26 protein-coding genes and 1 tRNA gene are annotated in these 24,268 nt (G+C 63.9%); 18 read left to right on the plus strand and 9 right to left on the minus strand.

Features of this window, described 5'->3' with window-relative positions; genetic code table 11:
• Positions 1-88: 88 nt before the first annotated feature.
• Positions 89-1,630: an NAD(P)H-hydrate dehydratase gene (locus AC1Y2B_RS01255; protein WP_482251217.1), complete on the plus strand. Its 1,542-nt coding sequence runs from the start codon at positions 89-91 to the stop codon at positions 1,628-1,630.
• Positions 1,631-1,800: 170 nt separating this feature from the next.
• Here the strand turns inward: AC1Y2B_RS01255 and AC1Y2B_RS01260 are convergent, their stop codons facing one another.
• Positions 1,801-2,292, minus strand: a complete 492-nt coding sequence (locus AC1Y2B_RS01260; RefSeq protein WP_482251218.1) for a Hint domain-containing protein — start codon at positions 2,290-2,292, stop codon at positions 1,801-1,803.
• 234 nt (positions 2,293-2,526) lie between these two features.
• Between AC1Y2B_RS01260 and AC1Y2B_RS01265 the strand changes: the two genes are divergently transcribed.
• The 4 genes from AC1Y2B_RS01265 to AC1Y2B_RS01280 all read left to right on the plus strand — a co-directional run bounded on the left by AC1Y2B_RS01265 (position 2,527) and on the right by AC1Y2B_RS01280 (position 5,306).
• Positions 2,527-2,611: transfer RNA gene (locus AC1Y2B_RS01265), tRNA-Leu, on the plus strand.
• 24 nt (positions 2,612-2,635) lie between these two features.
• Positions 2,636-3,970, plus strand: coding sequence for a trigger factor (gene tig, locus AC1Y2B_RS01270; protein ID WP_482251219.1), 1,335 nt, complete (start codon positions 2,636-2,638; stop codon positions 3,968-3,970).
• Positions 3,971-4,151: 181 nt separating this feature from the next.
• Entirely contained in the window at positions 4,152-4,679 is a 528-nt protein-coding gene (locus tag AC1Y2B_RS01275; RefSeq protein WP_482251220.1) for an HD domain-containing protein, read from the plus strand.
• A gap of 81 nt (positions 4,680-4,760) precedes the next feature.
• Positions 4,761-5,306, plus strand: a complete 546-nt coding sequence (locus tag AC1Y2B_RS01280; protein ID WP_482251221.1) for a hypothetical protein — start codon at positions 4,761-4,763, stop codon at positions 5,304-5,306.
• Here AC1Y2B_RS01280 and AC1Y2B_RS01285 read toward each other — a convergent pair.
• Both AC1Y2B_RS01285 and AC1Y2B_RS01290 read right to left on the minus strand, forming a co-directional pair.
• The gene (locus tag AC1Y2B_RS01285; RefSeq protein ID WP_482251222.1) at positions 5,255-6,202 is read right to left on the minus strand and encodes a DMT family transporter; all 948 of its coding nucleotides are present in this window, start codon (positions 6,200-6,202) and stop codon (positions 5,255-5,257) included. The genes AC1Y2B_RS01280 and AC1Y2B_RS01285 overlap by 52 nt on opposite strands.
• Positions 6,203-6,274: 72 nt before the next feature.
• Positions 6,275-7,669: a calcium-binding protein gene (locus AC1Y2B_RS01290; protein ID WP_482251223.1), complete on the minus strand. Its 1,395-nt coding sequence runs from the start codon at positions 7,667-7,669 to the stop codon at positions 6,275-6,277.
• Here AC1Y2B_RS01290 and AC1Y2B_RS01295 point away from each other — a divergent pair.
• Positions 7,662-7,829 carry a hypothetical protein gene (locus tag AC1Y2B_RS01295; protein ID WP_482251224.1) on the plus strand — a complete coding sequence of 56 codons (168 nt, stop codon included), beginning with the start codon at positions 7,662-7,664 and terminating at the stop codon, positions 7,827-7,829. The genes AC1Y2B_RS01290 and AC1Y2B_RS01295 overlap by 8 nt on opposite strands.
• A 108-nt stretch (positions 7,830-7,937) precedes the next feature.
• Here AC1Y2B_RS01295 and rplI read toward each other — a convergent pair whose 3' ends face one another.
• The 3 genes from rplI to rpsF are packed head-to-tail and all read right to left on the minus strand — an operon-like array spanning position 7,938 to position 9,287.
• The gene (rplI, locus tag AC1Y2B_RS01300; RefSeq protein WP_482251225.1) at positions 7,938-8,522 is read right to left on the minus strand and encodes a 50S ribosomal protein L9; all 585 of its coding nucleotides are present in this window, start codon (positions 8,520-8,522) and stop codon (positions 7,938-7,940) included.
• A gap of 10 nt (positions 8,523-8,532) precedes the next feature.
• On the minus strand, positions 8,533-8,760 hold the full coding sequence (gene rpsR, locus AC1Y2B_RS01305) for a 30S ribosomal protein S18 (protein ID WP_125327012.1): 228 nt from the start codon (positions 8,758-8,760) through the stop codon (positions 8,533-8,535).
• Positions 8,761-8,789: 29 nt separating this feature from the next.
• The gene (gene rpsF / locus AC1Y2B_RS01310; RefSeq protein WP_482251226.1) at positions 8,790-9,287 is read right to left on the minus strand and encodes a 30S ribosomal protein S6; all 498 of its coding nucleotides are present in this window, start codon (positions 9,285-9,287) and stop codon (positions 8,790-8,792) included.
• A 325-nt stretch (positions 9,288-9,612) separates the two neighbouring features.
• Between rpsF and AC1Y2B_RS01315 the strand changes: the two genes are divergently transcribed.
• The gene (locus tag AC1Y2B_RS01315; protein ID WP_482251227.1) at positions 9,613-9,972 is read left to right on the plus strand and encodes an ArsR/SmtB family transcription factor; all 360 of its coding nucleotides are present in this window, start codon (positions 9,613-9,615) and stop codon (positions 9,970-9,972) included.
• Positions 9,969-10,496, plus strand: coding sequence for an SRPBCC domain-containing protein (locus tag AC1Y2B_RS01320; RefSeq protein ID WP_482251228.1), 528 nt, complete (start codon positions 9,969-9,971; stop codon positions 10,494-10,496). The genes AC1Y2B_RS01315 and AC1Y2B_RS01320 overlap by 4 nt, the downstream gene beginning before the upstream one ends.
• A 20-nt stretch (positions 10,497-10,516) precedes the next feature.
• Here AC1Y2B_RS01320 and AC1Y2B_RS01325 read toward each other — a convergent pair whose 3' ends face one another.
• Positions 10,517-10,936 (minus strand): PACE efflux transporter, encoded by a 420-nt coding sequence (locus AC1Y2B_RS01325; protein ID WP_482251229.1) that lies wholly within the window; start codon positions 10,934-10,936, stop codon positions 10,517-10,519.
• A 91-nt stretch (positions 10,937-11,027) separates the two neighbouring features.
• Here AC1Y2B_RS01325 and fabD point away from each other — a divergent pair, with 91 nt between their 5' ends.
• The 4 genes from fabD to AC1Y2B_RS01345 all read left to right on the plus strand — a co-directional run bounded on the left by fabD (position 11,028) and on the right by AC1Y2B_RS01345 (position 14,379).
• Entirely contained in the window at positions 11,028-11,957 is a 930-nt protein-coding gene (fabD, locus tag AC1Y2B_RS01330; RefSeq protein ID WP_482251230.1) for an ACP S-malonyltransferase, read from the plus strand.
• A gap of 132 nt (positions 11,958-12,089) precedes the next feature.
• Positions 12,090-12,827, plus strand: a complete 738-nt coding sequence (fabG, locus tag AC1Y2B_RS01335; protein ID WP_482251231.1) for a 3-oxoacyl-[acyl-carrier-protein] reductase — start codon at positions 12,090-12,092, stop codon at positions 12,825-12,827.
• A gap of 185 nt (positions 12,828-13,012) precedes the next feature.
• The gene (locus AC1Y2B_RS01340; RefSeq protein WP_478000823.1) at positions 13,013-13,246 is read left to right on the plus strand and encodes an acyl carrier protein; all 234 of its coding nucleotides are present in this window, start codon (positions 13,013-13,015) and stop codon (positions 13,244-13,246) included.
• Positions 13,247-13,437: 191 nt separating this feature from the next.
• A complete protein-coding gene (locus tag AC1Y2B_RS01345; protein WP_482251232.1) occupies positions 13,438-14,379 on the plus strand; it encodes an arginase family protein in 942 nt (313 codons plus the stop codon).
• Positions 14,380-14,385: 6 nt separating this feature from the next.
• On the opposite strand, the gene AC1Y2B_RS01350 is transcribed toward AC1Y2B_RS01345, so the two are convergent.
• Entirely contained in the window at positions 14,386-14,991 is a 606-nt protein-coding gene (locus AC1Y2B_RS01350) for an NYN domain-containing protein (RefSeq protein WP_482251233.1), read from the minus strand.
• 119 nt (positions 14,992-15,110) lie between these two features.
• Here AC1Y2B_RS01350 and AC1Y2B_RS01355 point away from each other — a divergent pair, with 119 nt between their 5' ends.
• Together AC1Y2B_RS01355 and AC1Y2B_RS01360 are read left to right on the plus strand one after the other, a co-directional pair.
• Positions 15,111-16,475 (plus strand): dipeptidase, encoded by a 1,365-nt coding sequence (locus AC1Y2B_RS01355; RefSeq protein WP_482251234.1) that lies wholly within the window; start codon positions 15,111-15,113, stop codon positions 16,473-16,475.
• A 22-nt stretch (positions 16,476-16,497) separates the two neighbouring features.
• A complete protein-coding gene (locus AC1Y2B_RS01360) occupies positions 16,498-17,364 on the plus strand; it encodes a DMT family transporter (RefSeq protein WP_482251235.1) in 867 nt (288 codons plus the stop codon).
• A 34-nt stretch (positions 17,365-17,398) separates the two neighbouring features.
• Here the strand turns inward: AC1Y2B_RS01360 and AC1Y2B_RS01365 are convergent, their stop codons facing one another.
• Positions 17,399-18,619, minus strand: coding sequence for a flavin-containing monooxygenase (locus AC1Y2B_RS01365; protein ID WP_482251236.1), 1,221 nt, complete (start codon positions 18,617-18,619; stop codon positions 17,399-17,401).
• Positions 18,620-18,986: 367 nt separating this feature from the next.
• Between AC1Y2B_RS01365 and AC1Y2B_RS01370 the strand changes: the two genes are divergently transcribed.
• From AC1Y2B_RS01370 to AC1Y2B_RS01385, 4 genes are all read left to right on the plus strand, one after another.
• On the plus strand, positions 18,987-20,897 hold the full coding sequence (locus AC1Y2B_RS01370) for a DUF4114 domain-containing protein (RefSeq protein ID WP_482251237.1): 1,911 nt from the start codon (positions 18,987-18,989) through the stop codon (positions 20,895-20,897).
• A gap of 347 nt (positions 20,898-21,244) precedes the next feature.
• Complete coding sequence (locus tag AC1Y2B_RS01375) at positions 21,245-22,483, plus strand: extracellular solute-binding protein (RefSeq protein WP_482251238.1); 1,239 nt, start codon at positions 21,245-21,247, stop codon at positions 22,481-22,483.
• A gap of 55 nt (positions 22,484-22,538) precedes the next feature.
• Entirely contained in the window at positions 22,539-23,423 is an 885-nt protein-coding gene (locus tag AC1Y2B_RS01380; protein WP_482251239.1) for a carbohydrate ABC transporter permease, read from the plus strand.
• Positions 23,423-24,268 (plus strand): carbohydrate ABC transporter permease, encoded by an 846-nt coding sequence (locus AC1Y2B_RS01385; protein WP_482251240.1) that lies wholly within the window; start codon positions 23,423-23,425, stop codon positions 24,266-24,268. Before AC1Y2B_RS01380 ends, AC1Y2B_RS01385 begins: the two co-directional genes overlap by 1 nt.

The following is a 24,268-nucleotide window of genomic DNA, read 5'->3' on the forward strand; positions in this document are numbered from 1 at the left end:
TTGAGGCGCGGGAATCTGCCGGGGACGGCTAATAAATGGGCTTTTACGCGTAAAAAGTAATCAGTTTGAAAACAGGGAAGCGCGAAAAATGACCGAACTGCTGACAGCCGCCCAAATGCGCGCCATTGAGGCCGCAGCCATCGCCTCGGGTAAGGTGACTGGGCTGGAGTTGATGGAGCGTGCCGGAAAGGGCGTGGTGGAGGCGGTGTTTGCCGAATGGCCGGAATTGCGGGCGGGAAACTTTCGGGCGGTGGTGCTGTGCGGTCCGGGCAACAACGGCGGCGACGGGTATGTGGTGGCGCGTTTGCTGAAGGAATGGGGCTGGGAGGTAGAGGTCTTTGCCCTTGCCCCATCCACGACACCGGATGCGCGCCAGATGCGCACGGCCTGGACGGGTCCGGTGCAGGATTTCGACGCCTTGACATGGGAGGTTTTTGCCAAGGCTCCAGTGGTGTTTGATGCGATCTTCGGCACCGGCCTGGCGCGCCCGATTGCCCCGGGCGTGTGGGGCGCCCTGGAGATGGCCCACCCGACCTGCAAGGTCGTCGCCATTGATCTGCCCTCCGGCATCTGTTCGGACAGCGGGCGCCATCTGGCCGAGCGCGAGGCGAACGAATGGCCGGTCGATCTGACCGTGACCTTTGGAGCGGCCAAGCTGGGCCATCATCTGGCCGAAGGGGCTGCGATGTGCGGCAGGCTGCGGGTCGTTCCGATCGGCGTGGAGGATCGGCTTGCGGACCTTGCCCGCCGCGATGCGGCGGTGGTCGACCTCGTGGGCGCGCCGTCGGGATTGGGAAAGCGGCTGGGCCATAAATTCGGCTATGGCCATGCCCTTGTCCTTTCAGGCCAGCCGGGCCATGGCGGCGCGGCGCGGATGACGACGCGGGGCGCCTTGCGGGTTGGGGCGGGTCTGGTGACGCTGGCCTGTTCTCCCGATGCTTTGGCCGAGAATGCCGCCCGACTGGATGCCATCATGCTGAAAACCGTGACGGATGGGGCAGGGCTGACGGCGCTCCTGACCGACGGCCGCATCAACGCCCTGTGCCTTGGGCCGGGACTTGGGTTGGACGGGCGGGCGGCTGACCTGGTCCGCGCGGCACTTGGCCGGGACGTCGGGGTGAAACCCCGACCTACAGTGCTGGACGCCGATGCGCTGACCTTGATCTCGCGCGATGCGGTGCTGTTTGCAGCGCTGCATCCGGCTTGCGTTCTGACCCCGCATGGCGGCGAATTCGTCCGCCTGTTCCCCGACATCGCGGCAAGGCTGGCGGCGCCTGCCGCCAAAGGCCCTGCCTATTCCAAGGTCGATGCGACGCGTGAGGCCGCAGCCCGCGCGGGCTGCGTGGTCCTCTTCAAGGGTGCCGACACCGTCATAGCCTCGCCGGACGGCACCTGCGCCATCAACTCCGCCGCTTATGACCGTGCCGCCCCCTGGCTGGCAACCGCAGGCTCAGGAGATGTTCTGGCCGGCTTCATCACCGGCCTCCTCGCCCGCGGCCTTGCGCCACAACAGGCGGCAGAAACCGGTGCCTGGCTGCATGTCGCAGCCGCGCGCAGCTTTGGGCCGGGCCTGATTGCCGAAGATCTGCCGGACGAACTGCCCAAAGTCTTCCGCCAGTTGGGCCTTTGACTCGCTACCCGCCGTGCGGCTCTGGCCTCGCGGAAGCAAAAGTGCCCGGGGCGCCGTGGCTTTCATCCAGGTCCAAATATCCCACGGGGGTGCGGGGGTGTGAAACCCCCGCCGCGCGATGGCAAAGGATCCGCCCGCGGTTGGTACGGCCCCAGGCGCGGGCGGCACCGTCAGGCGCGAACCGTCTCACCCTCGCAGGCAAGTTCCAGACTGCCGGCATAGATCACGGCCGGTTCCGCGAAGGTCAGCTTGAACAGCCGCGCTTCGGTCAGCACGGCGGCCGTGATATAGGCGCCATCGGTCAGGCAGGCGGCACGCACCACGGCTTGGGTGGCACCAAACAGCGTCTTGGCCCGCCAGTCGCGCAGCACGAGGGGCTGGGCTGCGGCCACAGTCACGCCCTCATGCGGTTTTCCGACGCCCAGCGTGTCCGGCGCGATCCGCACCACCCGGGCATTGCGGACCACGCTCACCTCGATCCCCGTCAGCCGGCGCGCGCCGTCGCGGGTGACCAGACGGTCGCCAAGTGAGAGATATTCCACCGGCAATGCCCCCTCCAGCGTCAGCACCGAAGTGCCGGTCAGAACGCCGAGGATGGTTTCCCGGCCCAAATGCCCCAGGGTCTGGGCAAGCGGCGCCTTGGCAAAACGGGTGGGTGTCATCGCGGCTTCCCTTGTCCAGCAGGTCCAGTGGCCTTCGCCGCCCTTGTTTTCCTGATAAATATGGCAAGATTCGGTTAATGCCGCGCCGGAACGGCGACAAATCCGCAGTTCGATGCAGAAAGGCCGCAGCCTTATTTTCCCCTCGCATCCCGTCGCAGCCTTTGTTAGAAGGGCGCGGATTTTGCCAGAGACGCGCTGGCCCCTTTGCGGGGACCGGTGCCGATTTGGCTTAATGCGGGTGTGGCGAAACTGGCAGACGCACCAGATTTAGGTTCTGGCGCCGCGAGGCGTGGGGGTTCAAGTCCCTTCACCCGCACCAGATAGGGATGAGAAGGACAAAAGAATGCAGGTCACCGAGACCCTCAAGGACGGCTTGAAGCGCGGCTACACCATCACGGTGACGGCAGCGGAACTTGACGTCAAGGTCAACGAAAAGCTGGTCGAGGCGCAGCCCGACGTCGAAATCAAGGGCTTCCGCAAGGGTAAAGTCCCGATGGCGATCCTCAAGAAGCAATTCGGCCAGCGTATCCTGGGCGATGCGATGCAGGAAGCCATCGATGCGGCGATGAAGGATCACTTCGACGCCACGGGCGACCGTCCGGCCTTGCAGCCCGACGTCAAGATGGTGGGCGGCGAAAGCTGGAAGGAAGGTCAGGACGTCGTGGTCGAGATGACATACGAAGCCCTGCCGCCGATTCCGGAGCTGGATGCCTCCAGCATCACGCTGGACCGTCTGGCCGTGAAGGCTGACGAAGCTTCGGTGGATGAAGCGCTGAAGAACCTTGCCGCCTCCTCGCAGACCTTCTCGGACCGCGCTGCGGGCGAAGCGGCTGCCGATGGCGACCAAGTCACCATCGACTTCAAGGGCTCGGTCGATGGCGTGGCCTTCGACGGCGGCGCTGGCGAGGATTATCCGCTGGTTCTGGGCTCGAACTCCTTCATTCCGGGGTTTGAAGCGCAACTGGTCGGTGCCAAGGCAGGCGACGACGTCAGCGTCAACGTGACCTTCCCGGCCACCTATGGCGCGGCGCATCTGGCTGGCAAGGCTGCGGTGTTCGCGTGCACCGTCAAGGCCGTCAAGGCTCCGGTTGCTGCGGAACTGGATGACGAACTGGCCAAGAAGTACGGCGCCGAAGATCTCGCCGCCCTCAAGGGTCAGATCTCCGAGCGTTTGGAATCGGAATATCGTGGTGCGGCCCGTGCCGTGCTGAAGCGGGCGCTGCTGGATCAACTGGACACGCTGGTCAAGTTCGACCTGCCGGCCACGCTGGTCGAGGCGGAAGCCAACCAGATCGCCCACCAGCTGTACCACGAAGAGCACCCGGACGATCACAACCACAGCCACGGCGCGATCGAAACCACCGACGAGCACAAGACCCTCGCAGAGCGCCGCGTCCGTCTTGGACTGCTGTTGGCTGAAATCGGCCGCAAGGCTGAAGTCACCGTGACCGATCAGGAAATGACGCAAGCCGTGCTGAACGCCGCCCGTCAATACCCGGGCCAGGAACGCGCCTACTTCGAATTTGTCCAGAAGAACCAGCAAGTGCAGCAACAGCTGCGCGCGCCGATCTTCGAAGACAAGGTTGTCGACCACATCGTGGCGGCTGCCAAGGTGACCGACAAGGAAGTCTCCAAGGAAGACCTGCAAAAGCTGGTCGAAGCCCTGGACGAGATGTAAGCACGTCCCTTCGGCAACAGATCATGGGGGCTGCGACGGATCGTCGCGGCCCCTTTTTCATTCTGGACTTTGCGATGAATTGATTTTCCTATGGGGTTGAGGCTTGGGCCTCACACTCCCCTCAACATGACCTGACGACGACCCTGCATTGTGCGGGGCCGAAACTCTGGGAAAGGATGCCATGGACCTTGTCGCCAAGGCCCGCGATTTCGCGCGGGAAAAACACGCCGGACAGACCCGCAAAGGGGCGGCCCGTGAACCCTATGAAGCGCATCTGGCCGAGGTGGCTGCGTTGGTCGCGGGCTTTGGCGCAGCCCCCGAGGTGGTCGCTGCCGCCTGGCTGCATGACACGGTGGAGGATTGCGCGGTGCCAGCCGCCGAAATCGCCGCCCGTTTCGGCCCCCTGGTGGCGCAGATCGTTGCTGAAGTGACCGACGACAAGGCGGCGCGCAAGCGGATGCAGGTGGTCAATGCGCCGAAGAAATCGCCCGGCGGGGCGCTGGTGAAGATCTGCGACAAGCTGTCGAACATCCGTGCCGTGGCCGACAGCCCTGCCGAGGACTGGACGCTGGAGCGGCAGGCTGAATACCTGCGTTGGTCGGCCGAAGTGGTGGCAGGCTTGCCTGACGCCGCCGATGTGGCCCGTCCGGCCTTTGCCGCCGAATTGGCACGCGCGCGTCAACGGGTGGCGGGTCGCGGCCGGATCTGACCGCGCAGGAAAGCCGAGCACCGGGGTTCGAGGCTGAAAATACCGCTTTTCGCCAGCCGGTTTTTGGCCGAATATTGGTGTATGTCAGATCGCCTCATCAACCTCTTGGCTGCCGCGTTGGTGCTTGTGCTTGGCCTGACGCTTCTGGTGCTTGGACATCCGGGCTGGGGCCTGCTGGCGCTGTACCTTGGCGGCCTTGCGATCTGGCTATATCATCGGTACCGCGCCAAAGGCCCCGACATTGCCCGGCTGAAGGTGGACCGCGTCGGAGAAGACTTCGACAGCTTTTTCGAGCGTCTGAACCGCCCGGATTACGACCGCAGGATGGTCTGGCAGGTTTACACCGCGGTCCGGTCGATGGCGGGACTGGATGTCGCGGATATCGCCCTGCGGCCCTATGACGATCTGGTGCGCGATCTGAAGATCGATCCCGATGATCTGGGTGATGCCTTGTGGAACGGACTCAAGGGGCCGCTGGGGTTGGCCGACACTGCACGGGCCAATCCGCACAGCCATCGCCGCAACACTGTGGGCGGTTTGATCGACTTCATCGCCAGCCAGCCAAAGGCGCGCGCTCAGGCCTTGGCTGCGACGGCACCCTCCACCCCTTCGGCGCGCAGGACATAGGTGCCGGCGGCGATGATGACGGCGATGCCCAGCCAGCCGAGCGGATCGGGCAACTGGTGCCAGACCAGCCAGCCCCACAGGATGCCCCAGAAGGCAAAGGAAAACTCGAACGGGGCGACAACCGAGGACAGGCCGATCCGGTAGGCCTGCGTCAACAGCGTCAGGCCCACGGCAGCAATCGGCCCGCAGGCGCACATCAGCAGGGCGTCATAGGCGGTGGGCATCGCCCAGCCCCGGGTCAGGAAGGCCAGACTGGGGTGCAGCGCCTGAGCATGTGCACCATTGCCATAGACCGCTGACAGGGCAAGGCTGCACAGCAGGAACGCATTGTTGCCCCAGAAGGCCATCGCGGCGGCGCTGTCCTTGCTGCCCATGGTGCGCGCCATGATCATCGACAGCGCATAGGCAAAACCGCAGAAGATCGGCAGCAGGGCGGCCCAGTCAAACAGCGCCCCACCGGGGCGCACCATGATCACCACGCCGGCAAATCCGATCGCCACCGCCAGCCAGCGCTTTGACGAGACATGCTCGCGCAGCATCACCACCGACAGAATGACGATGATCAGGGGGGCGGTGAAGTACAGGGCCACCGTCGTGGCCATCGGCAGGGCGGCCAGCGCCAGATAATAAGCGGTGTAGGCCAGAAAGTTGAGCACGCCACGCGCCAGCATCGCAGGCCAGCCGCGGCTGACCAGACTGGCAAGACCGCCGTCAAATCCCCAGGTGATCGCCAGCATGAAGGGGATGGCGGTCAACGAGCGCAGCACCATCGCCTCGGACAGGGGAAAGCTGCCGGACAAGAGTTTCAGGATCAAATCCTGAACCGAAAACACCGCAATCCCGGCACAAAGGCACAGGATCGCACGGAAATTGGCGGGGGCGGGGGATGTCGACATGACCACAGGCTAGCCGAGCCATGTCAGGGGATTCTGCCTCAATAGCGACCCGTCAGGCCGCAGTTGACCCTTTCACAGGATCAGGAAATCGGAAGCTGTCAGCGACACGGCGCCGGTAAAATGGGCGTAGATATAGCTGCCACCGGCGGGGGTGTCACCGTTGGGGTCCCAGGTCAGGTCGGTGGTATCGGTCGTGGCAGCGTAGGTCAGGACAAACTGCGCCTGCGCGCCGCTGGCCGCGCCATAGGACAGTTGTGACGGATCAAGATGGCCTGCGGCCGGACCGGCTTGCAGATAGATGCCCGCAAAGCGCAACTGATCGGTGCCGGTCTCGAAATCGGTGATCGTGGCCACGCCGGTTTGGGCCAGGGTGAACAGAAAGCGGTCATGCCCCGCGCCGCCCGTGATCGTATCCGCGCCGGTGAAGAGGCGGATGCGGTCATCGCCCGCACCGCCGAAGATCAGATCGTCGCCCGCACCGCCGCCGATAAAGTCATTGCCATCGCCCCCGCTGAGCGTGTCATTGCCGGCACCGCCATAAAGCCGGTCCTTGCCCGCCTCGCCCGTCAGGGAATCCGCGCCGTTCTGGCCGTTGAGCGTATCATTGCCATCAAAGCCCGCCGCAGTGTCAGAGCCGCCCGCGCCGAAGAACAGGTCATCCCCGGCCCCAAGGCCCACGATATCGTCATGGCGCCCGCCATGCGCCTCGTAACGCTCGAATCCCTGGATCTGCGAGCCCTGGCCGTCGTCCACGGTGCCATCGGTGCGGTCATAGATGAAATACAGGCTGGAGGTGCCGCTGTTGACAACCAGAAGGTCAGTGCCGTCGCCGCCCTGCAGGGTAGAGGCGCCATGCGTCACATAACCCACATAATCGTCGCCTGCGCCCGCCTCGACCAGATTGCCGCTGCCGTTCACCACGATGTGGTCGGCCTTGTCGCCCGCAAAGATCGCGGAAGTGCCGCCATAGGCCAGAACATTCAGCCGCTCGAAGGAGTCGAAGGTCACGTCCGGGAAAGCGCCGTGCCCGTCAATGGTCCCGTTGTTGAGGTCCACAAACAGCGGTTCGGGTCCCGAGGCCAGCAGGATCAGCGTGTCAATGCCATCGCCGCCATAGGCATGGCCATGCGCGTTGCCGAAGATCGCCACCACGTCATCGCCCGCCCCGCCATACCCGGTGCTTTCGCCGTCATAGCTTTGGTCGTTGACGATGATCCAGTCGTTGCCCGCGCCGCCAAAAAGCTGATCGGTGTCACCGCCCGATTGCAGCTTGTCATCGCCGCCCTCGCCATAGATCAGATCATTGCCGAAATCGCCCAGAAGACTGTCATTGCCCTCACCGCCGTAAAGGGTGTCGTTGCCGGCTTGCGCATAGACGGTGTCATCGCCGCCATAGGCGTTGATCAGATCATCGCCTTGGGTCCCGGCGAGGGTTTCGGGATCAGGGGAACCGGTCACGATGGACATCAAGGAACCTCATCAAGGGCGCGGTCCAATGGCGCAGGGTGCCTTCAGTCGACGGCGCGAATTTCAGAAGAAAATCAGGGCATTGCGGCGGAAGCTTCAGGCCGGCGCATCCAACGATGCACAACTTTCCGTGATCAGGGTACCAGAAATCAACCGCTGAGGCAATTCAGTTGACCGGATGCCGGGATGACCGCAAGGCAAAAGCAAAACCGCGCAGGGGGTGCCCTGCGCGGTTTCATGGAATGTTCAGCCCCGAAGGCCTGCCGGTTTAGCGGGCGTCGCGCGGGTCGAAGTCGTTGGCGGCACCGATATCGTCGAACAGTTCGGCGATTTCGAATTCCGCAGCGGCTTCGGCTTCGGCGGCCAGTTCCTGGATCGACTTGCCGGCTGCTTGCAGCGAGGCTTCTTCGATCGAACGGGCGACGTTCAGCTTGACCTTGATCACGACTTCCGGGTGCAGCGTGACGCTGACCGTGTGCATGCCCAGTTCCTTGATCGGACGGTCCAGAACGACCTGACCACGGTTGACTTGGAAGCCGGCATCGGTGGCAGCTTCGGCGGCGTCGCGGGTGGTGACCGAACCGTAAAGCGCGCCGGCGTCCGATGCCGAGCGAATCACGGTGAAGATCTGACCATCCAGCTTGGCGCCGACGACTTCGGCTTCCTTCTTAGTCTCAAGGTTATGCGCCTCAAGATGGGCTTTCTTGACTTCGAACGACTTCACGTTCGAGGCCGATGCGCGCAGCGCCTTGCCTTGCGGCAGGAGGTAGTTGCGGGCAAAGCCGTCCTTGACGGTGACGACTTCACCCATCTGGCCCAGCTTGGCAACGCGTTGAAGGAGAATAACTTGCATGTCTATTCCCTCACTTCACGGCATAGGGCAGCAGGGCGAGGAAGCGGGCGCGCTTGATGGCAGTTGCCAGCTCGCGTTGCTTCTTGGCCGACACTGCGGTGATGCGGGACGGAACGATCTTGCCACGCTCGGAGATGTAGCGTTGCAGCAAGCGCGTGTCTTTGTAGTCGATTGCCGGAGCATTGTCGCCCGAGAAGGGGCAGACTTTGCGGCGACGGAAAAACGGTTTGTTCGCCATGATTTAGCGTCCTTTCCTAAGCCTGAAGATCAACGACGCGGGGCGGAGGAGCGGTCACCGCCCCGATCGCCACCAAAGCCGCCCGAACGCTCGCGATCGCCGCCGCCGAAGCCGCCACGATCCCCACGGTCGCCGCCGAACGAACGCTCACGACGTTCGCCGCCGCCGAAACCACCCTCGGGGCGGTCACCGCGATCACGCTCGTCACGCTTTTGCATCTGGATCGACGGACCTTCGACATGGGCGTCGACCTTGATGGTCAGAACGCGCATGACGTCGTCATGCAGGCCCATCAGACGCTCCATTTCCTGAATGGCCGACGACGGTGCGTTCGACTTCAGGAAGGCGTAGTGGCCCTTGCGGTTCTTGTTGATCTTGTAGGCCATCGTCTTGACGCCCCAGTATTCGCGTTCAACGATGGCACCACCGTTATCTGCGACGACCGTGGCGAAGTGCTCGATCAGCCCTTCGGCCTGCGCAGAGGACAAGTCCTGACGCGCAATGAAGACATGCTCGTAAAGCGGCATGTAAGCTCCGATTTTTCAAGGCGCATTTCATAGGACGGGCAAAACACTTTCCACGGCCCGTCCACGAGAGGCTACGCCGGTTCATGGGATTGCGGAAAGATGGGGGTCTTTAGACGGGAACGGGCTGCGATGCAAGGGCCGCCGCCTCCGCTTGAGAAACCCTTGCGGATATTTGGGCCAGGGTGAAAGGGCTGGTTCCGGGTGTAGGGGCGAAATTCGCCATTAAGGTGAGTGAGTGGGCCGAGGTGGCGACCCTGTCCAAAGCCATCCGGGGAATACTGAAGGAATCGCTTTACTATTGTGGCTTCGGACATTACTAAAGCATATGCTTAACCATCCGGACCGTCTTACCCCGATCTTTCAGGCCCTTGCGGACCCCACGCGCCGCGCCATCGTCGAGCGGTTGAGTGTGGGGCCCGCCTCGATCGGCCAACTGGCCGAACCGATGCCGATGTCTTTGGCGGCCGTCCTGCAGCACGTCCAGGTGCTGGAGCAGGCGCGGCTGATCACCTCGCGCAAGGAGGGGCGGGTGCGGATCTGCCGGATTGACGCCTTGGCGCTACAGGTGCTGGCGGACTGGCTCAGCCAGCGTCGCCGTCAGTGGGACGGACTGTTCGACCGATTGGCAGAGGTGCTGGACGCCGACGACGCAAGCGCAACTTCACCGAAAGGGAGTGAACCATGACCCGACCCTCCTCTACCGCAGGAAGTTTCACGATCAACCGCCATTTCGACCACACGGCCGAAAAGGTCTTTGCAGCCTTCAGCAAGCCGGAGATCAAGTCGAAATGGTTTGATGGCCCGGACGGCTGCGAGCATCTGGAGCGCAGTCTGGATGTCAGGAGCGGCGGCTCGGAGGTGCTCAAAGTCAAGTGGCCGACCAATGCCACCATCCATTCCGGCCTGATCACCCACTTTGTCGCCTGCTATCATCAGGTGACGCCGAACAGGCGCATGGTCTATTCTTATGACCTGACGATCGGCGGCACACATAATTCGACCTCTTTGGCGATTGTCGAACTGACGGCCACGGCGACGGGCACCGATATGGTCTTCACCGAATTCGTGGCTTGGCATGATGGGTCTGACCCCGCCAAGGGTCTGCCGTCGCGCGAGCATGGCACCAACTGGGGCTTTGACAAACTGGTCGAGGTGTTGGCCGGCAAGAAGGCGGACGAGTCACGCGGGCCGCTTCTGCAAACCCACTGAGGCCTTCTGCCACGCGGACCTTAGCGGGCCGAGTCGGGCAGGCCGAAGATCTTGTCGAAGGCGAGGGTGAAGGCCCAGGCATAGACAAGGAAGACGCCGATCAGCACGGCCTCATAAGCAAATGCAGCCTGGATCGTGGCATTCAGCCACCACGCGGTGGCGGGCAGCAGGATCAGCACGAGGCCGCCTTCGAACAGACAGGCATGCACGATGCGGCGCAGCGTCGAGCGGCCGCGGGTCGACTGGCGTGCCTCCCAGGCCTCGAACAGCGAATTGAAGATCAGCGACCACAGCAAGGCGATGCAGGCGCCGAAGGCCGACAGCGAGAGGGATTTCGTGGCCCCGGCATCCGACATCAGCGTCAGGGCGCAGCCTCCAACGACGATGCCGCCAGCCTCGAAGGCAATGGCGTAGACGATCTTGCGGATGGTCGGGCGCATGGAATCCTCGGTTTGGCGGCAGAATGCAGGTCCGGGCGTTGCGCGCAAGGGCGGCTTTGGGTAAGCCCTTGATAAAATCAGGGAGGGCCAGATGAGCCGCGCATATGTGTTTCCGGGGCAGGGCGCCCAAGCAATCGGAATGGGCAAGGCTTTGGCTGAGGCCTATCCGGCCGCCAAGGCGGTCTTTGACGAGGTGGACGACGCCTTGGGAGAGAAGCTGTCCACCCTGATCTGGGCCGGTGACATCGAGACGCTGACCCTGACGGCCAATGCGCAGCCGGCGCTGATGGCGACCTCGATTGCCGCGCTGCGGGCCTTGGAGACGGAAGGTCTGGGCATCGGCAACGTCGCCTTTGTGGCGGGGCATTCCTTGGGAGAGTATTCGGCCTTGTGCGCGGCGGGGGCTTTGGGGCTGGCCGATACGGCGCGGTTGCTGCGCATCCGGGGCCGGGCGATGCAGGAGGCGGTGCCGGTGGGTGTCGGCGCCATGGCCGCCCTGCTGGGGCTTGACTTCGCAAAGGCCACCGAAGTGGCGGCAGAGGCCGCGCAGGGCGAGGTCTGTCAGGCGGCCAATGACAATGATCCCGCACAGGTCGTCGTCTCGGGTCACAGGGGGGCTGTGGAGCGGGCCTTGACGATTGCCAAGGAGAAGGGCGCCAAACGGGCGATCCTGCTGCCGGTCTCGGCACCCTTCCATTGTGCGCTGATGGGGCCTGCGGCCGAAGTGATGGCGCGGGCATTGGCCGAGGTGAGGATTGCCGCTCCGGTGGTGCCGGTGGTGGCCAATGTGCGGGCCGAGGCGGTCAGCGACCCGGATCTGATCCGTCTGTTGCTGGTCGAGCAGGTCACCGGATCGGTCCGCTGGCGGGAATCCGTGCTGTGGATGGAAGTTGCAGGCGTCACCGAGTTCTGGGAGATTGGCGCAGGCAAGGCCTTGTCGGGGATGATCAAGCGGATCGCCTCGGGTGCTGTGACGCGCGCGGTGGGGACGCCGGAGGATGTTGTGGCGGCCAAGGGCTGACGGCATCCGGGGTCGGCAAGCCGGGGGGGCGTACCCGCCGTTGCGCCAAAGAGCGGGGGTTTCACACCCCCGCGCCCCCGTGGGATACTTGTGAACAAATGAAATCGGGCGAGAAGCCTTGGGAGAATGGTCATGTTCGACTTGACTGGGAAATCGGCGCTGATCACGGGCGCTTCGGGCGGCATCGGGGCAGAAATCGCGCGTGTGCTGCATGGCGCGGGGGCCACTGTGGCGCTGTCGGGCACGCGGGTGGAGCCTTTGGAGGCGCTGGCGGCGGAACTGGGCAGCCGGGTTCATGTGCTGCCCTGCAATCTGGGCGATGCGGCCGCGGTTGAGGCTTTGCCCAAGGCGGCGATTGCGGCGATGGGTTCGGTCGATATTCTGGTCAACAACGCCGGGGTGACCAAGGACAACCTGTTCATGCGCATGTCGGATGACGAATGGCAGACGGTGTTGGACATCAACCTGACCTCGACCTTCCGGCTCTGCCGGGGTGTTTTGCGCGGCATGATGAAGGCGCGCTGGGGGCGGATCGTCAATATCTCGTCTGTCGTCGGCACCACCGGCAATCCGGGGCAGGGCAACTATGCAGCCTCCAAGGCCGGGATGGTGGGCATGTCCAAAAGCCTTGCATCCGAGGTCGCGAGCCGCAACATCACCGTCAACTGCGTGGCACCGGGCTTCATTGCCACGGCCATGACCGACAAACTGAATGACGAGCAGAAGGCGCGAATCCTGACCGCGATTCCCGCCGGTCGCATGGGGACGCCGTCCGAGATTGCGGCGGCGGTTCTGTACCTGGCCTCACCGCAAGCGGGCTATGTCACCGGGGCCACGCTGCATGTCAACGGCGGCATGGCGATGATCTGACGCGGCCTGCGCCTGCGACCGATGCGCATTGGAAACAGTTTGCCTTGTTCTGTGACCCTTGCTATAGGCGCGGCAGGATTTACCGGGTAATCTCGCCCGGAGCCCCGCACCGGGGAGCCCGATCCGGGTACAACGCCCCTTGGGGTACAGCTAACGGGGGCAACCCCAACGACAGAGGAATTATTATGAGCGACATCGCTGATCGCGTTAAGAAGATCGTCGTCGAGCATCTTGGCGTCGAAGCCGACAAGGTGACCGAGAACGCCTCGTTCATCGACGATCTGGGGGCGGACAGCCTCGACACCGTTGAATTGGTCATGGCTTTCGAAGAAGAATTCGGGATCGAAATCCCGGATGACGCGGCAGAAACCATCCAGACCTTCGGCGACGCGGTGGGGTTCATCACCAAGGCTTCCTGATCCGTCCTGCTGGCCGGTACGGAAAAGGGCACCCGACCGGGTGCCCTTTTGCATTTTGGCCGCCACATCGCGGTGGGCTTTGCCAACTGTCAAGCCGTCGACCGTGGGCGGAGTGATGCTCAAGCCGCCGTCTTTGCCATTGCCAGCCGCTGCCGTTGCGGCAATCCTGTTCGCCAGAGCGGGAGGACCTAATGGCAAATCTGGGTGAGATGTTCGGTGCCAATGGATCGGGCAGTTTCTTTGGCCTGCCGGAATGTCTCGACCTGTCCCGGGTGGATGCCGATATCGTGCTGATCGGGGCTTCGGGCTGTACGCCCTATGCCTCGTCCGGGTTTTACTGCGCCACCGGGCCACAGGCGATCCGCGCCGCCGGGGTGGCCTATGGGGCCGCCTTCAAGCACATGAATTTCGATCTGGGCGGTCCGGTGCTGCCCGAAGGCGTGGTGGCTGTCGACGCCGGCGATCTGCCGCAGGACCCCGAGGATGCGGCGGGCAACCGGGCGCGGATCTTTGGCGCTGTCAGTCAGGTGCTGGATGCCGGTGCCGTGCCAGTGCTGATTGGCGGCGACGACAGCCTGCCGATCCCCATGCTGGAGGCCTTTGGCGCCCGGGGCCGCAGCTTTACCGTCCTGCAGATCGACGCCCATATCGACTGGCGTGACGAGGTACAGGGCGAAACTCTTGGCCTGTCCTCGACCATGCGGCGGGCGTCGGAGATGGAGCATATCGGTCAGATCATCCAGCTGGGCCAGCGCGGACTGGGCTCGGCCCGGGTCAGCGACATGGAGGATGCGCTGGACTGGGGGGTGGAGTTCGTGCCGGCTGGCGAGGTGGCGCGGTTTGGCGTGGGCCGCGCGGTGGATGCGATCCCCGAGGGGGCAGAGGTGATCATCTGCCTTGACGTCGATGCGCTGGACCCCGCCATCATGCCCGCCGTGATCGGGCGCACCGCAGGCGGCCTGACCTATTGGCAATTGCTGGAGCTGATCGGCGGCGTGGCCGAAAAGGCCCATATTGCGGGCTTCGACATGGTGGAACTGATGCCAGAGCGGGACATTGACGGTCAGGGCGCGTTGCTGGCGGCGCAGATCCTTGCCTCGGTCCTTGGGGTGATTGCCCGGCAAAGGGGGTAGTCCGGTCTAACGGGCGGGGTCCTTGGCCGTGCTGGGTCGGTTGACCGGGTCAAGCCAAAGCCGGCCTTCGGCATAACCGCCGCGGATCAGAAGCCCCGGCGTCTGGACCTCGGGGTAGGTTTCGGCCCAGTCGCGGTACCGGTCGTTGGTGACGATGGGCGCGTCAAGGTCGCGGGCGGTGGCCAGCACGACCGGATCGGCGGGCGTGCCCTTGGGCACCACCAACACACGGTCGACCGGCAGGCCCAGATGGGCGGCCATTTCGGCATCATCCCGGTAGCGGGTACCGATCTTGTATCCCACCGTTGCATCGAAGACCACACCGGGGCGGAAGCCCTGCGCGGTCAAATGCTCGATCACCTGCCGCACGCTGGCGATCTGCGGTGTGTTGTCCTTCCAGTACAGCACGTTGGAGCCGTCAACCACGATGGCGCGGCCGATCTTGCGGCGGGCGGCTGATGGCTTGCGCCGCTGGAGGGCGGCGGCCAGCAGGATCAGGCTTGCCAGCAGACCGGGCAGCGCCAGCAGGATCAACTGCGCATGGCCCGGCACCCAAAGCCAGACGGCGAAGGCGGCGAGCGCGGTGGTCAAAAGAACGAGCGGCATCAACATGACGCAACCCTAACGGGTCCGATTTGTCTTGAGAAGGGCGTGGCACCGCCTTTGCCGCTCTTGGCAAGCGGCGCGCATCGGGCCACGATGGCGCAAGACCACAGCACGGGGACGCCATCATGACATGGGAAGCCTATCTGGACCGGGCGCAACAGCGCTTCATCGACGAGTTGGTGGATTTCGTCAGCATCCCCTCGGTCTCGGCCATCCCGGCGCATATTCCGGACGTGAGGCGTGCCGCCGAATGGGTGAAAGCCCGCCTGATCGCGGCGGGGGCCGAACATGCGCAGGTGCTGCCGACAGCGGGTCACCCGGTCGTCTGCGCCGACTGGCTGCATGCGCCGGGTCAGCCCACGATCCTGATCTACGGCCATTTCGACGTGCAACCGGCAGAGCCGTATGAGCTATGGACCTCTGCGCCCTTTCAGCCGCAGGTGCGCGACGGGCGGCTGTGGGGGCGGGGCGCGTCGGATGACAAGGGTGGCATGCTGATCCCGATCCTTGCCTGTGAAGCGCTTCTGAAGACGACGGGCCGCTTGCCGGTGAATGTGAAATTCTTCTTCGAAGGTCAGGAAGAAATCGGCTCGCCCGACCTGCCGCCCTTTGTTGCGGCCAATGCCGATCGGCTGAAAGCCGACATGATCTTCTCGGCGGATGGCCTGCAATGGTCGCCGGATCAGCCTATGGTGGTCGAGGGGCTGAAGGGCTTGGTGTCGCTGGAAATCATCGTCAAAGGGCCGCGGTCGGATCAACACTCTGGCCTGCATGGCGGCGGGATTGCCAATCCGGGCATGGCCTTGGGGCATATCCTTGCCTCGATGAAATCGGTGGACGGGCTGGTGACGGTGGCCGGGTTCTATGATGACGTGCGGCCTTTGACTGAAGCCGATCGCGACGCCATCGCGCGGATACCTTATGACGAGGCTTCTTACCTTGCCGAGACCGGAGCCCCCGCACCCTTTGGCGAGCCGGGCTATACGACGCGCGAACGGCTGTGGGCGCGGCCGACGCTGGATGTGAACGGGCTGACCTGTGGCTGGCAGGGGGCGGGGACCAAGACCGTGCTGCCTGCCGAGGCGCGTGCCAAGATCACCTGCCGTCTGGTGGCCGACCAGTCGCCGGAGCGGGTCTTTGACCTGATCGCCGCGCATGTGGCGGCGCATACTCCGGCAGGGGTCACCGCTGAAACCCTGCGGAATCCGGGCCGCGCCGACCCTTTCCTGTTGCCCCGGGGCCACAATGCCACCGCCATAGCCAGCCAGATCCTGACCGAGGTTTATGGCCGTGCGCCCTATAGCACGCGGTTGGGGGGCTCGATTCCCGTGATGACCACGCTGCTGGAACACTTGGGCCTGCATGCCGTCATGTTCGGTTTCAGCCATGACGACGAAAATCTGCATGCGCCGGACGAATTCTTCCGGCTGGATGTGTTCCGCAAGGGCCAAACCGCCTATGGGACGTTGTTGGAACGTTTGGGGGCCTGAAGCCCTGTGACAAGGGGCGGCAATGGCAGTTTCGGAATTACTGGCCGTAGGGTCGGCGGGCTGCACGGCAGGCAGTATCATGCTTCTGGGGCAGGCGAGCGGCAAGCTGGGCGTCTATCGCTCGGCCCGGTTGCAGTTGACATCGGCGTTCGGGATGACGGTGCTGATTGCGCTGCTGATCACCGGATGGAAGACGCCCGAGCCGTGGCAGATCGGCTTTCTGGCCGCCTCGGGCTTCTTCGGGATGATCATCGGCAATCTGGCCTATAACGCCACGATCCAGCAGATCGGACCAAGGCTGACGGCACTGCTGTTCTCGCTCACCTCGCCGTTTTCGCTGGTTCTGGGCTACGTGGTGCTGGGCGAAACGATCACGCTGTGGCAGATGCTGGGGGTGGCGATCGTGCTGGCGGGGATCGTGCTGGCGGTCGGGCCGGTGCGTGGCGTGGGCAAGGGACTGCCGCTGACCGGACTGGGGCTTGGCGTGCTGACGGCCTTGGTGCAGGCACTGGGCATGCTGTGCGCTCGGCCGGTGATGGCCTCGGGCGTCGATCCGTTTGTGGCGACCACGGTCCGGGCAGGTTTCGCGGCGGCGGTGTTTGTGGGCCTGACGCCGGTGATGTGGCGGCGCGTCGGGCCAAGGGTCGGGCTTGGCCCGCAGGTGCAGGTGGCGGCGGCCTCGTTCCTGGGCATCTGCGTTGGCATGTCGCTGATGATGGCGGCGCTGGCCAAGGGCAATGTCGGGCTGGTGACGACGCTGGCCGCGACGGTGCCCGTGGTGATCCTGCCGATGATCTGGCTGGTGACCGCCAAGGCCCCGACGCCGCAGGCCTGGGTGGGGGCGATCCTGTCTGCCTTCGGGACAGCGATCATCAGTCTGGCAGGCTAGGGCGGGCCGAGGGCTGCCCCCCGGCCCTGTCCTGTCAGCGGCCCGCGATATGCCCGGCGATGTGATCGGCGTCGTGCCACACACCCCAGATGAACGGCGAGGCGCGGCGCGACAGCCACGCCAGCCCCAGGAAATACAGCCCCGGCACCACCGACACGCCCTTGTCATGCGCCGGGCGGCCCTTGTCGTCAAAGGCATCGACCTGCAGCCAGCCGAAATCGAGGGCAAAGCCCGTGGCCCAGATGATTGACGTGACACCTGCTTTTGCCAGATCCAGCGACAGAACCGGGTCGGTCATGCAGGCGGGGTCCGGCAGGAAAGTGCGGGCATCGGGTTCCAGCGGGAAATCAAGACCCTCGGCGGCGATATAGGCATCGGCGGCATCCAGCACCGACAGGTAATTTTCATCGCCACGCTTCACGTTCGCGGCCACATCGCCCGCAAAGGTCATCACGCCGTCGGCAAAGGCCCCGGCCCGGCCCACAAGGGTGATCCCTTGAGCGGCGAGCTGCCGGAAGTCCACCGTGTGGCCGCCATGCGCGCCCGACACCGAGATCGTCACATGCTCCATCCCCGGCGCGCGCGTCCGGGCGTTCCATTGGCCCAAGGCACCCAGCCACCAGACGAAATCCTTGCCGCGATAGGCGCGCGGCGGGCGGTCATGCGGGCCGACGGACAGGTACACCTGTCTGCCCGACCGCATCAGTTCATCGGCAATCTGCGCGCCCGAAGAGCCCGCGCCCACCACCAGCACTGCCCCTTGCGGCAGTTGGCCGGGGTTCTTGTAGGCCGAGGAATGCAGTTGCACGATGCCGGTGCTTTCCGGCACCACGGTCGGGATGATCGGCTTCTGGAAGGGTCCGGTGGCCGCGACCACGTTCTTGGCCTCGACCACGCCAGCCGAGGTTTCGGCGCGGAAGCTGCCATCGGCCAGCTTCTCGACCTTGGTCACCTCGACCCCGCAGCGGATCGGAGCCTTGATCTTGTCGGCAAAGGTTTCAAAGTAGGACACGATCCTGTGCTTGGTGGCAAAGGCATCCGGCGAGATGTCGTCAAAGCCCAGCGTCGGGAAGCGGTCATGCCAGGCCGGGCCGTTCGCGACCAGCGAATCCCAGCGCTCCGACCGCCAGCGTTCGGCAATCCGGGCGCGTTCAAGGATCAGATGCGGCAGACCGCGCTTGCCCAGATGCTCGCTCAGGGCCAAACCCGCCTGACCGCCGCCAATGATCAGCGTATCCACTTTTTCAATAGCCATGCGAGGTCCTTCCATCCTGGGGCGGCCTGTCGGACCGCTTGTCTTGCGTCCTCTACGGGAGATGCAGGTTCAAGAAAATAATGATTTCACGCAGCCTTGGATAGACAAGGTCTAATCAAAAAGCCCCTGCGTGCCATCTGCCTGATTGGATAGTTTGGCACTCCATTCCGGCAAAATACACCCCGGCCTTGGGTCCCCCGGTATCCCTTCGCGTGCCCGTCTATCCGGCTGCCGGACAGCCTTTCGCGTCGTGCCGTGGGAGAAGCGGTCACGGCGAAGCGGCGGGCCCCGTGAATCCGGGACCCGCCGGCCTCGCACCCACCCAAGATCGGCACCGGCCACAGGGGCCGCCCGACCGGAGAATTTGATGATCCTTGACCTGACCCAACTTGGCATCGCCTCGGCTTATGCGGGCGAAATCACGTTTCTTGGCGAAACGGCGGGCTACCGCAACACGCTGGGCATGTACCACATCGCCCCGGATGGCACGATCCACGACGTTGAGATCGTCTTCGCCAACGCCTCGCAGAACGGCGGCGGCGGCGATCTGACGCCCGGCCTGTCCGCCGTGGATGTGAACTTTGCAACAGCGGATTCGATTGGCTTTTTCATCCTGCCCGACGCCTATGACCAAGGCACGGCCGGCCTGCTGGAAAAGACCACCGGCCATTTCGAGTTTCGCGCCGCCAATGGCGGTCCGGCCAATGTCAACGCCACCGCAAACCCGGTGTTGTACTATGTTGACGAGGCTGGCAAATCGACGGCGATCAAGTCCGTCTACGGCTCCAACAGCTATCATTCGGCGGCGTCGGCCGACAACGGCTATGCGCTGAACGGCGACCACTTCAACCACGTCCGCTTCTCGTTGCTGATCGAGGATGGCAAGGCACTGCTGAAGATGGCTTTCGAGGATCTGTGGAACGGCGGCGACCAGAATTACAATGACGTGGTGTTCACGCTGGATCTGGGGGCGGTCAACACCGTTGCCCTTGCCCCGCAAGTGGCACCCCTGATCCCGAAGATCCTGGGCACCACCGACGACGTGGCCAATGTGGCCGCAAAGGGCGTTCACACTGTCAATCTTCTGGCCAATGACGCTTCAGCCAGCGATGCGGCGGTGCATATCACGCATCTGAACGGCGTGGCTGTCAGCGAAGGCGACACTGTCACGCTGGCCACGGGCGAGAAGCTGACCCTTGGCGCGCATGGCGAGGTGACCATCGAAGGATCGGCCAACAGCGGCGACACCAAGGTGACCTATCTGACCGGCGACGGCCATGACGGCATCGGCGCGGGCACGCTGACCATCCACACCTCGCCGGTCGAGGGCACCGATGCAGCGGACCAGCTGAACATCGGCTATACCGATCTGCATGGCAACATGATCGACGGCAGCGATGGGATGAACGACGTGATCATGGGCTACGGCGGCGATGACAAGATCACCGCAGGCTTGGGCCATGACGACATCTACGGCGGCACGGGCGACGACTTCATCCGCGCGGGCGACGGCAATGACCTGATCTATGGCGGCGAGGGCAATGACGTGCTGGATGGCCAGTCCGGCGCGGACACCATGGCGGGCGGGGCAGGCGATGACGTCTATTACATCGACGATGCCAAGGACACCGTCACGGAACTTGCAGGGGAGGGCTATGACAAGGTCATGTCGGCGCTGAACCACATCCTCGGTACCAACTTCGAGGAACTTTGGCTGACCGAAGGCTCGTCGGCCACCAGCGGCACCGGCAATGCCTTGGACAACAAGATCGTCGGCAATTCCCTGGCCAACACGATCCTTGGCCTTGAGGGCGCCGACAACCTGTTCGGCATGGCGGGCGACGACAGGCTGGACGGCGGGGCGGGCAATGACCTGATCTATGGCGGGATCGGCAATGACATGATCCTGGGCGGTGACGGTGCTGACAAGCTTTATGGCGGCACCGGGCTCGACACTCTGATCGGCGGCGCGGGCAATGACAGCCTGTCGGCGGACGATGGCGCCAATGTCCGCCTGATCGGTGGCACGGGGACCGACCTTCTGTCCGGTGGTGCTGGCAATGATGTCTTCGTCTTTGCCAAGGGCGATGGCATGGACACGGTGAAGAACTTCACCCACGGCCATGATGTGTTGGAGTTCACCGGAATGACCTGGGAGATGCTGACGATCAAGGCGGTGGGATCGACCGTGCAGATCACCGATGGCTTTGGGGACACCGTGATCCTGTCTAACACCACCGTGTCGCAGATCGACCACCACGATTTCGCCTTCGCCTGACCGCAGGCAAGCCGGACAGAAATGGGGCAGGGCGCGCAGGGACATCTGCGCGCCCTGCTGCCATGGTCCATTGTGCATCGGCCCGGCAAGCCATCCTGCCCGCCGCAGGGTTCGACAAGACCCGATCCGGCATATTGGCCCAAAAGATCGGCATCTGCCGAGGGCTGGCCACCTTGGTGGGACTGACCTCGCCCGGGGCTGCGACTTCATTTGACCACTTGTATTAACAAGCCTACACCTGTTTGCAGCAGGTTCGAATCGACGCGCGCGGGGCCTTGTCATCCGACGCCGTCCGTCAAAGTCCCTGTACAAATTGCGGACAAACGCAAATCAACACGGAGGTTTAGATGACATTTTCGATGACGCGGGCCGTGGCGGGCGGGGCGATGATCCTGACCGCCGCCTCGACCACCGCCTTTGCCGAGACGACGATCAACGCGCTGTTCATGGCCCAGGCGGCCTATAGCGAGGCCGACGTGCGGGCGATGGCGGCGGACTTCACCGCGGCCAATCCCGACATCAAGGTCAACCTTGAATTTGTCCCCTATGAAGGTCTGCATGACAAGACCGTGCTCGCCCAAGGCTCGGGCGGCGGTTATGACGTCGTGCTGTTCGACGTGATCTGGCCGGCCGAGTATGCCACCAACAACGTGCTGGTCGATGTGACCTCCAAGGTCACCGACGACATGAAGAAGGGTGTGCTGCCCGGCGCCTGGACCACGGTGGATTACAACGGCAAGCACTATGGCATGCCGTGGATTCTGGACACCAAGTACCTGTTCTACAACAAGGACATCCTTGCCAAGGCCGGCATCGCCGCCCCGCCCAAGACCTGGGACGAGCTGACCAAGGACGCCCAGATCATCAAGGACAAGGGCCTGCTGGCCACCCCCATCGCCTGGAGCTGGTCGCAGGCCGAGGCCGTCATCTGCGATTACACCACGCTGGTGTCGGCCTTCGGGGGCGACTTCCTGAAGGACGGCAAGCCCGCCTTCCAGACCGGCGGTGGCCTCGATGCGCTGAAATACATGGTCGACAGCTACAAATCCGGGCTGACCAATCCGAACTCCAAGGAATTCCTTGAGGAAGACGTGCGCAAGGTCTTCGAGAACGGCGACGCGGCCTTTGCGCTGAACTGGACCTACATGTACAACATGGCCAATGATCCCAAGGACAGCAAGATCGCCGGCCATGTCGGTGTCGTTCCCGCGCCGGGCGTTGAAGGCAAGTCCACGGTTTCGGCGATGAACGGCTCGATGGGGCTTGGCATCACCACAGCCAGCAAGCACCCCGACGAGTCGTGGAAGTTCGTGGCCTTCCTGACCTCGCAGGCCGAGCAGAACAAGTACGCCAAGCTGAGCCTGCCGATCTGGGCCTCGTCCTACGACGATCCGGCGATTGCCAAGGGTCAGGAAGACCTGATCGCGGCGGCCAAGGTCAGTCTGGCAGCCATGTATCCGCGCCCGACGACGCCGAAGTATCAGGAACTGTCGGTGGCCCTGCAACAGGCCATTCAAGAGGCGCTGCTTGGCACCGCGACGCCGGAAGATGCGCTGGCGACGGCTGCGGAAAACAGCGGTCTGTGACCTGATCCTCCGGGCGGTTCAGACCGCCCGGGGGCTTGCCTCAAGGAAATCTCCCATGTCAGGCACCTGGGTGTCCACGCGTGCGTGGCTGCTGATGCTTCCTTTGCTGGTCGTGATGGTCGGCGTGATCGGCTGGCCCTTGGCCGAGACGGTGCGGCTGTCGTTCACCGACGCCAAGCTGGTCGGCTCGGCAGGCGATTACGTGGGCTTTGCGAATTACGCCAAGATGCTGGGTGGCAGCGCCTTTCAGAAAACGCTGTGGGCGACGATGTGGTTCGCCTTGGCTTCGGTCGCCATCGAGATGGTGGTGGGGGTGCTGGCGGCCCTGCTGCTGAACGAGCAGTTCTATGGCCGCACCCTGCTGCGGGCCCTGATGATCCTCCCTTGGGCGCTGCCCACCGTGGTCAATGCCACGCTGTGGCGGCTGATCTACAACCCGGAATATGGGGCGGCCAATGCGGCCTTGACGCAACTGGGCCTGATTGACGCCTATCGGTCTTGGCTGGGCGAACCGTCCAGTGCCATGTGGGCGATCATCCTTGCCGATGTCTGGAAGAATTTTCCGCTGGTGGCGCTGATTGCGCTGGCGGCGCTGCAGGCGGTGCCGAAAGACACCATTGCAGCCTCTCTCGTCGATGGTGCCGGGCCGTTCCGGCGGTTCCGCTATGTCACGCTGCCGCATCTGGCGGGCCCGTTGATGGTGGCGCTGGTCCTGCGCACGATCGAGGCGTTCAAGGTCTTTGACATCATCTGGATCATGACGCGGGGCGGTCCGGCCAATTCCACCCGCACCTTGTCAATCCTGGTCTATCAAGAGGGGTTTTCCTTCCAGCGCGCAGGCTCGGGCGCCTCATTGGCGCTGATCGTCACGCTGATCGTCAGCGTGCTGGCGCTGGCCTATGGCGGGCTGCTGCGCAAGACGGCGGGGAGCATGGACTGATGGAACGCCAAAGCCCCCTGACCAAGGTCCTGCTGCATTTGGCCGCCCTCATGTTGGCGTCGGTGATCCTGGCGCCGGTGGTCTGGCTCTTCGTGATGAGCATCTCTCCAGCGGCCGATCTGTCGGCCAAGCCGCTGGTCTGGTGGCCCAGCACGGTGGACCTGTCACGCTATGCCACGCTGCTGTCCCGGGTGGAGAACAGTGCCGGGGCGGTGGTAACCTCGTCGCTCGCCAACAGCCTGATCGTGGCGGGGCTGGCGACCATCGCCGCCATCGTGGTGGCGGTGCCGGCAGGCTGGGCGGTGTCGCGCACGCCCTCGGTCGGCTGGAGCCTGAATGCGGTGATCGCCACCTACATGCTGCCGCCGGTGGCGCTGGCGGTGCCGCTTTACATGGGGCTGGCCAGCCTGGGCATGCTCAACAACGTCTTTTCGCTGGCGCTGGTCTACCTGACGATCCTCGCCCCCTTCACCACATGGCTGATGAAATCCGGCTTTGACGGCATCCCCAAGGAAATCGAGGCGGCGGCGATGATCGACGGTGCCAATCTGTGGCAGACGCTGCGCATCGTCACCCTGCCGCTGGCGCTGCCCACCATCGCCACGGCGGTGCTGTTCGCGTTCCTGCTGGCGTGGGATGAGTTCTTCTACGCCCTGCTCTTCACCTCGGACCTGCGGGCCAAGACCTTGACGGTGGCGATTGCCGATATCGCCGGGGGACGGGTTTCAGACTATGGCATGATTGCTACCGCCGGGGTGATCGCCGCCCTGCCGCCGGTGCTGTTGGGCCTTCTCATGCAACGCGCCCTGATTTCGGGGCTGACCAGTGGTGGTGTCAAAGGATGA

Source organism: Stagnihabitans sp., from assembly GCF_964946895.1.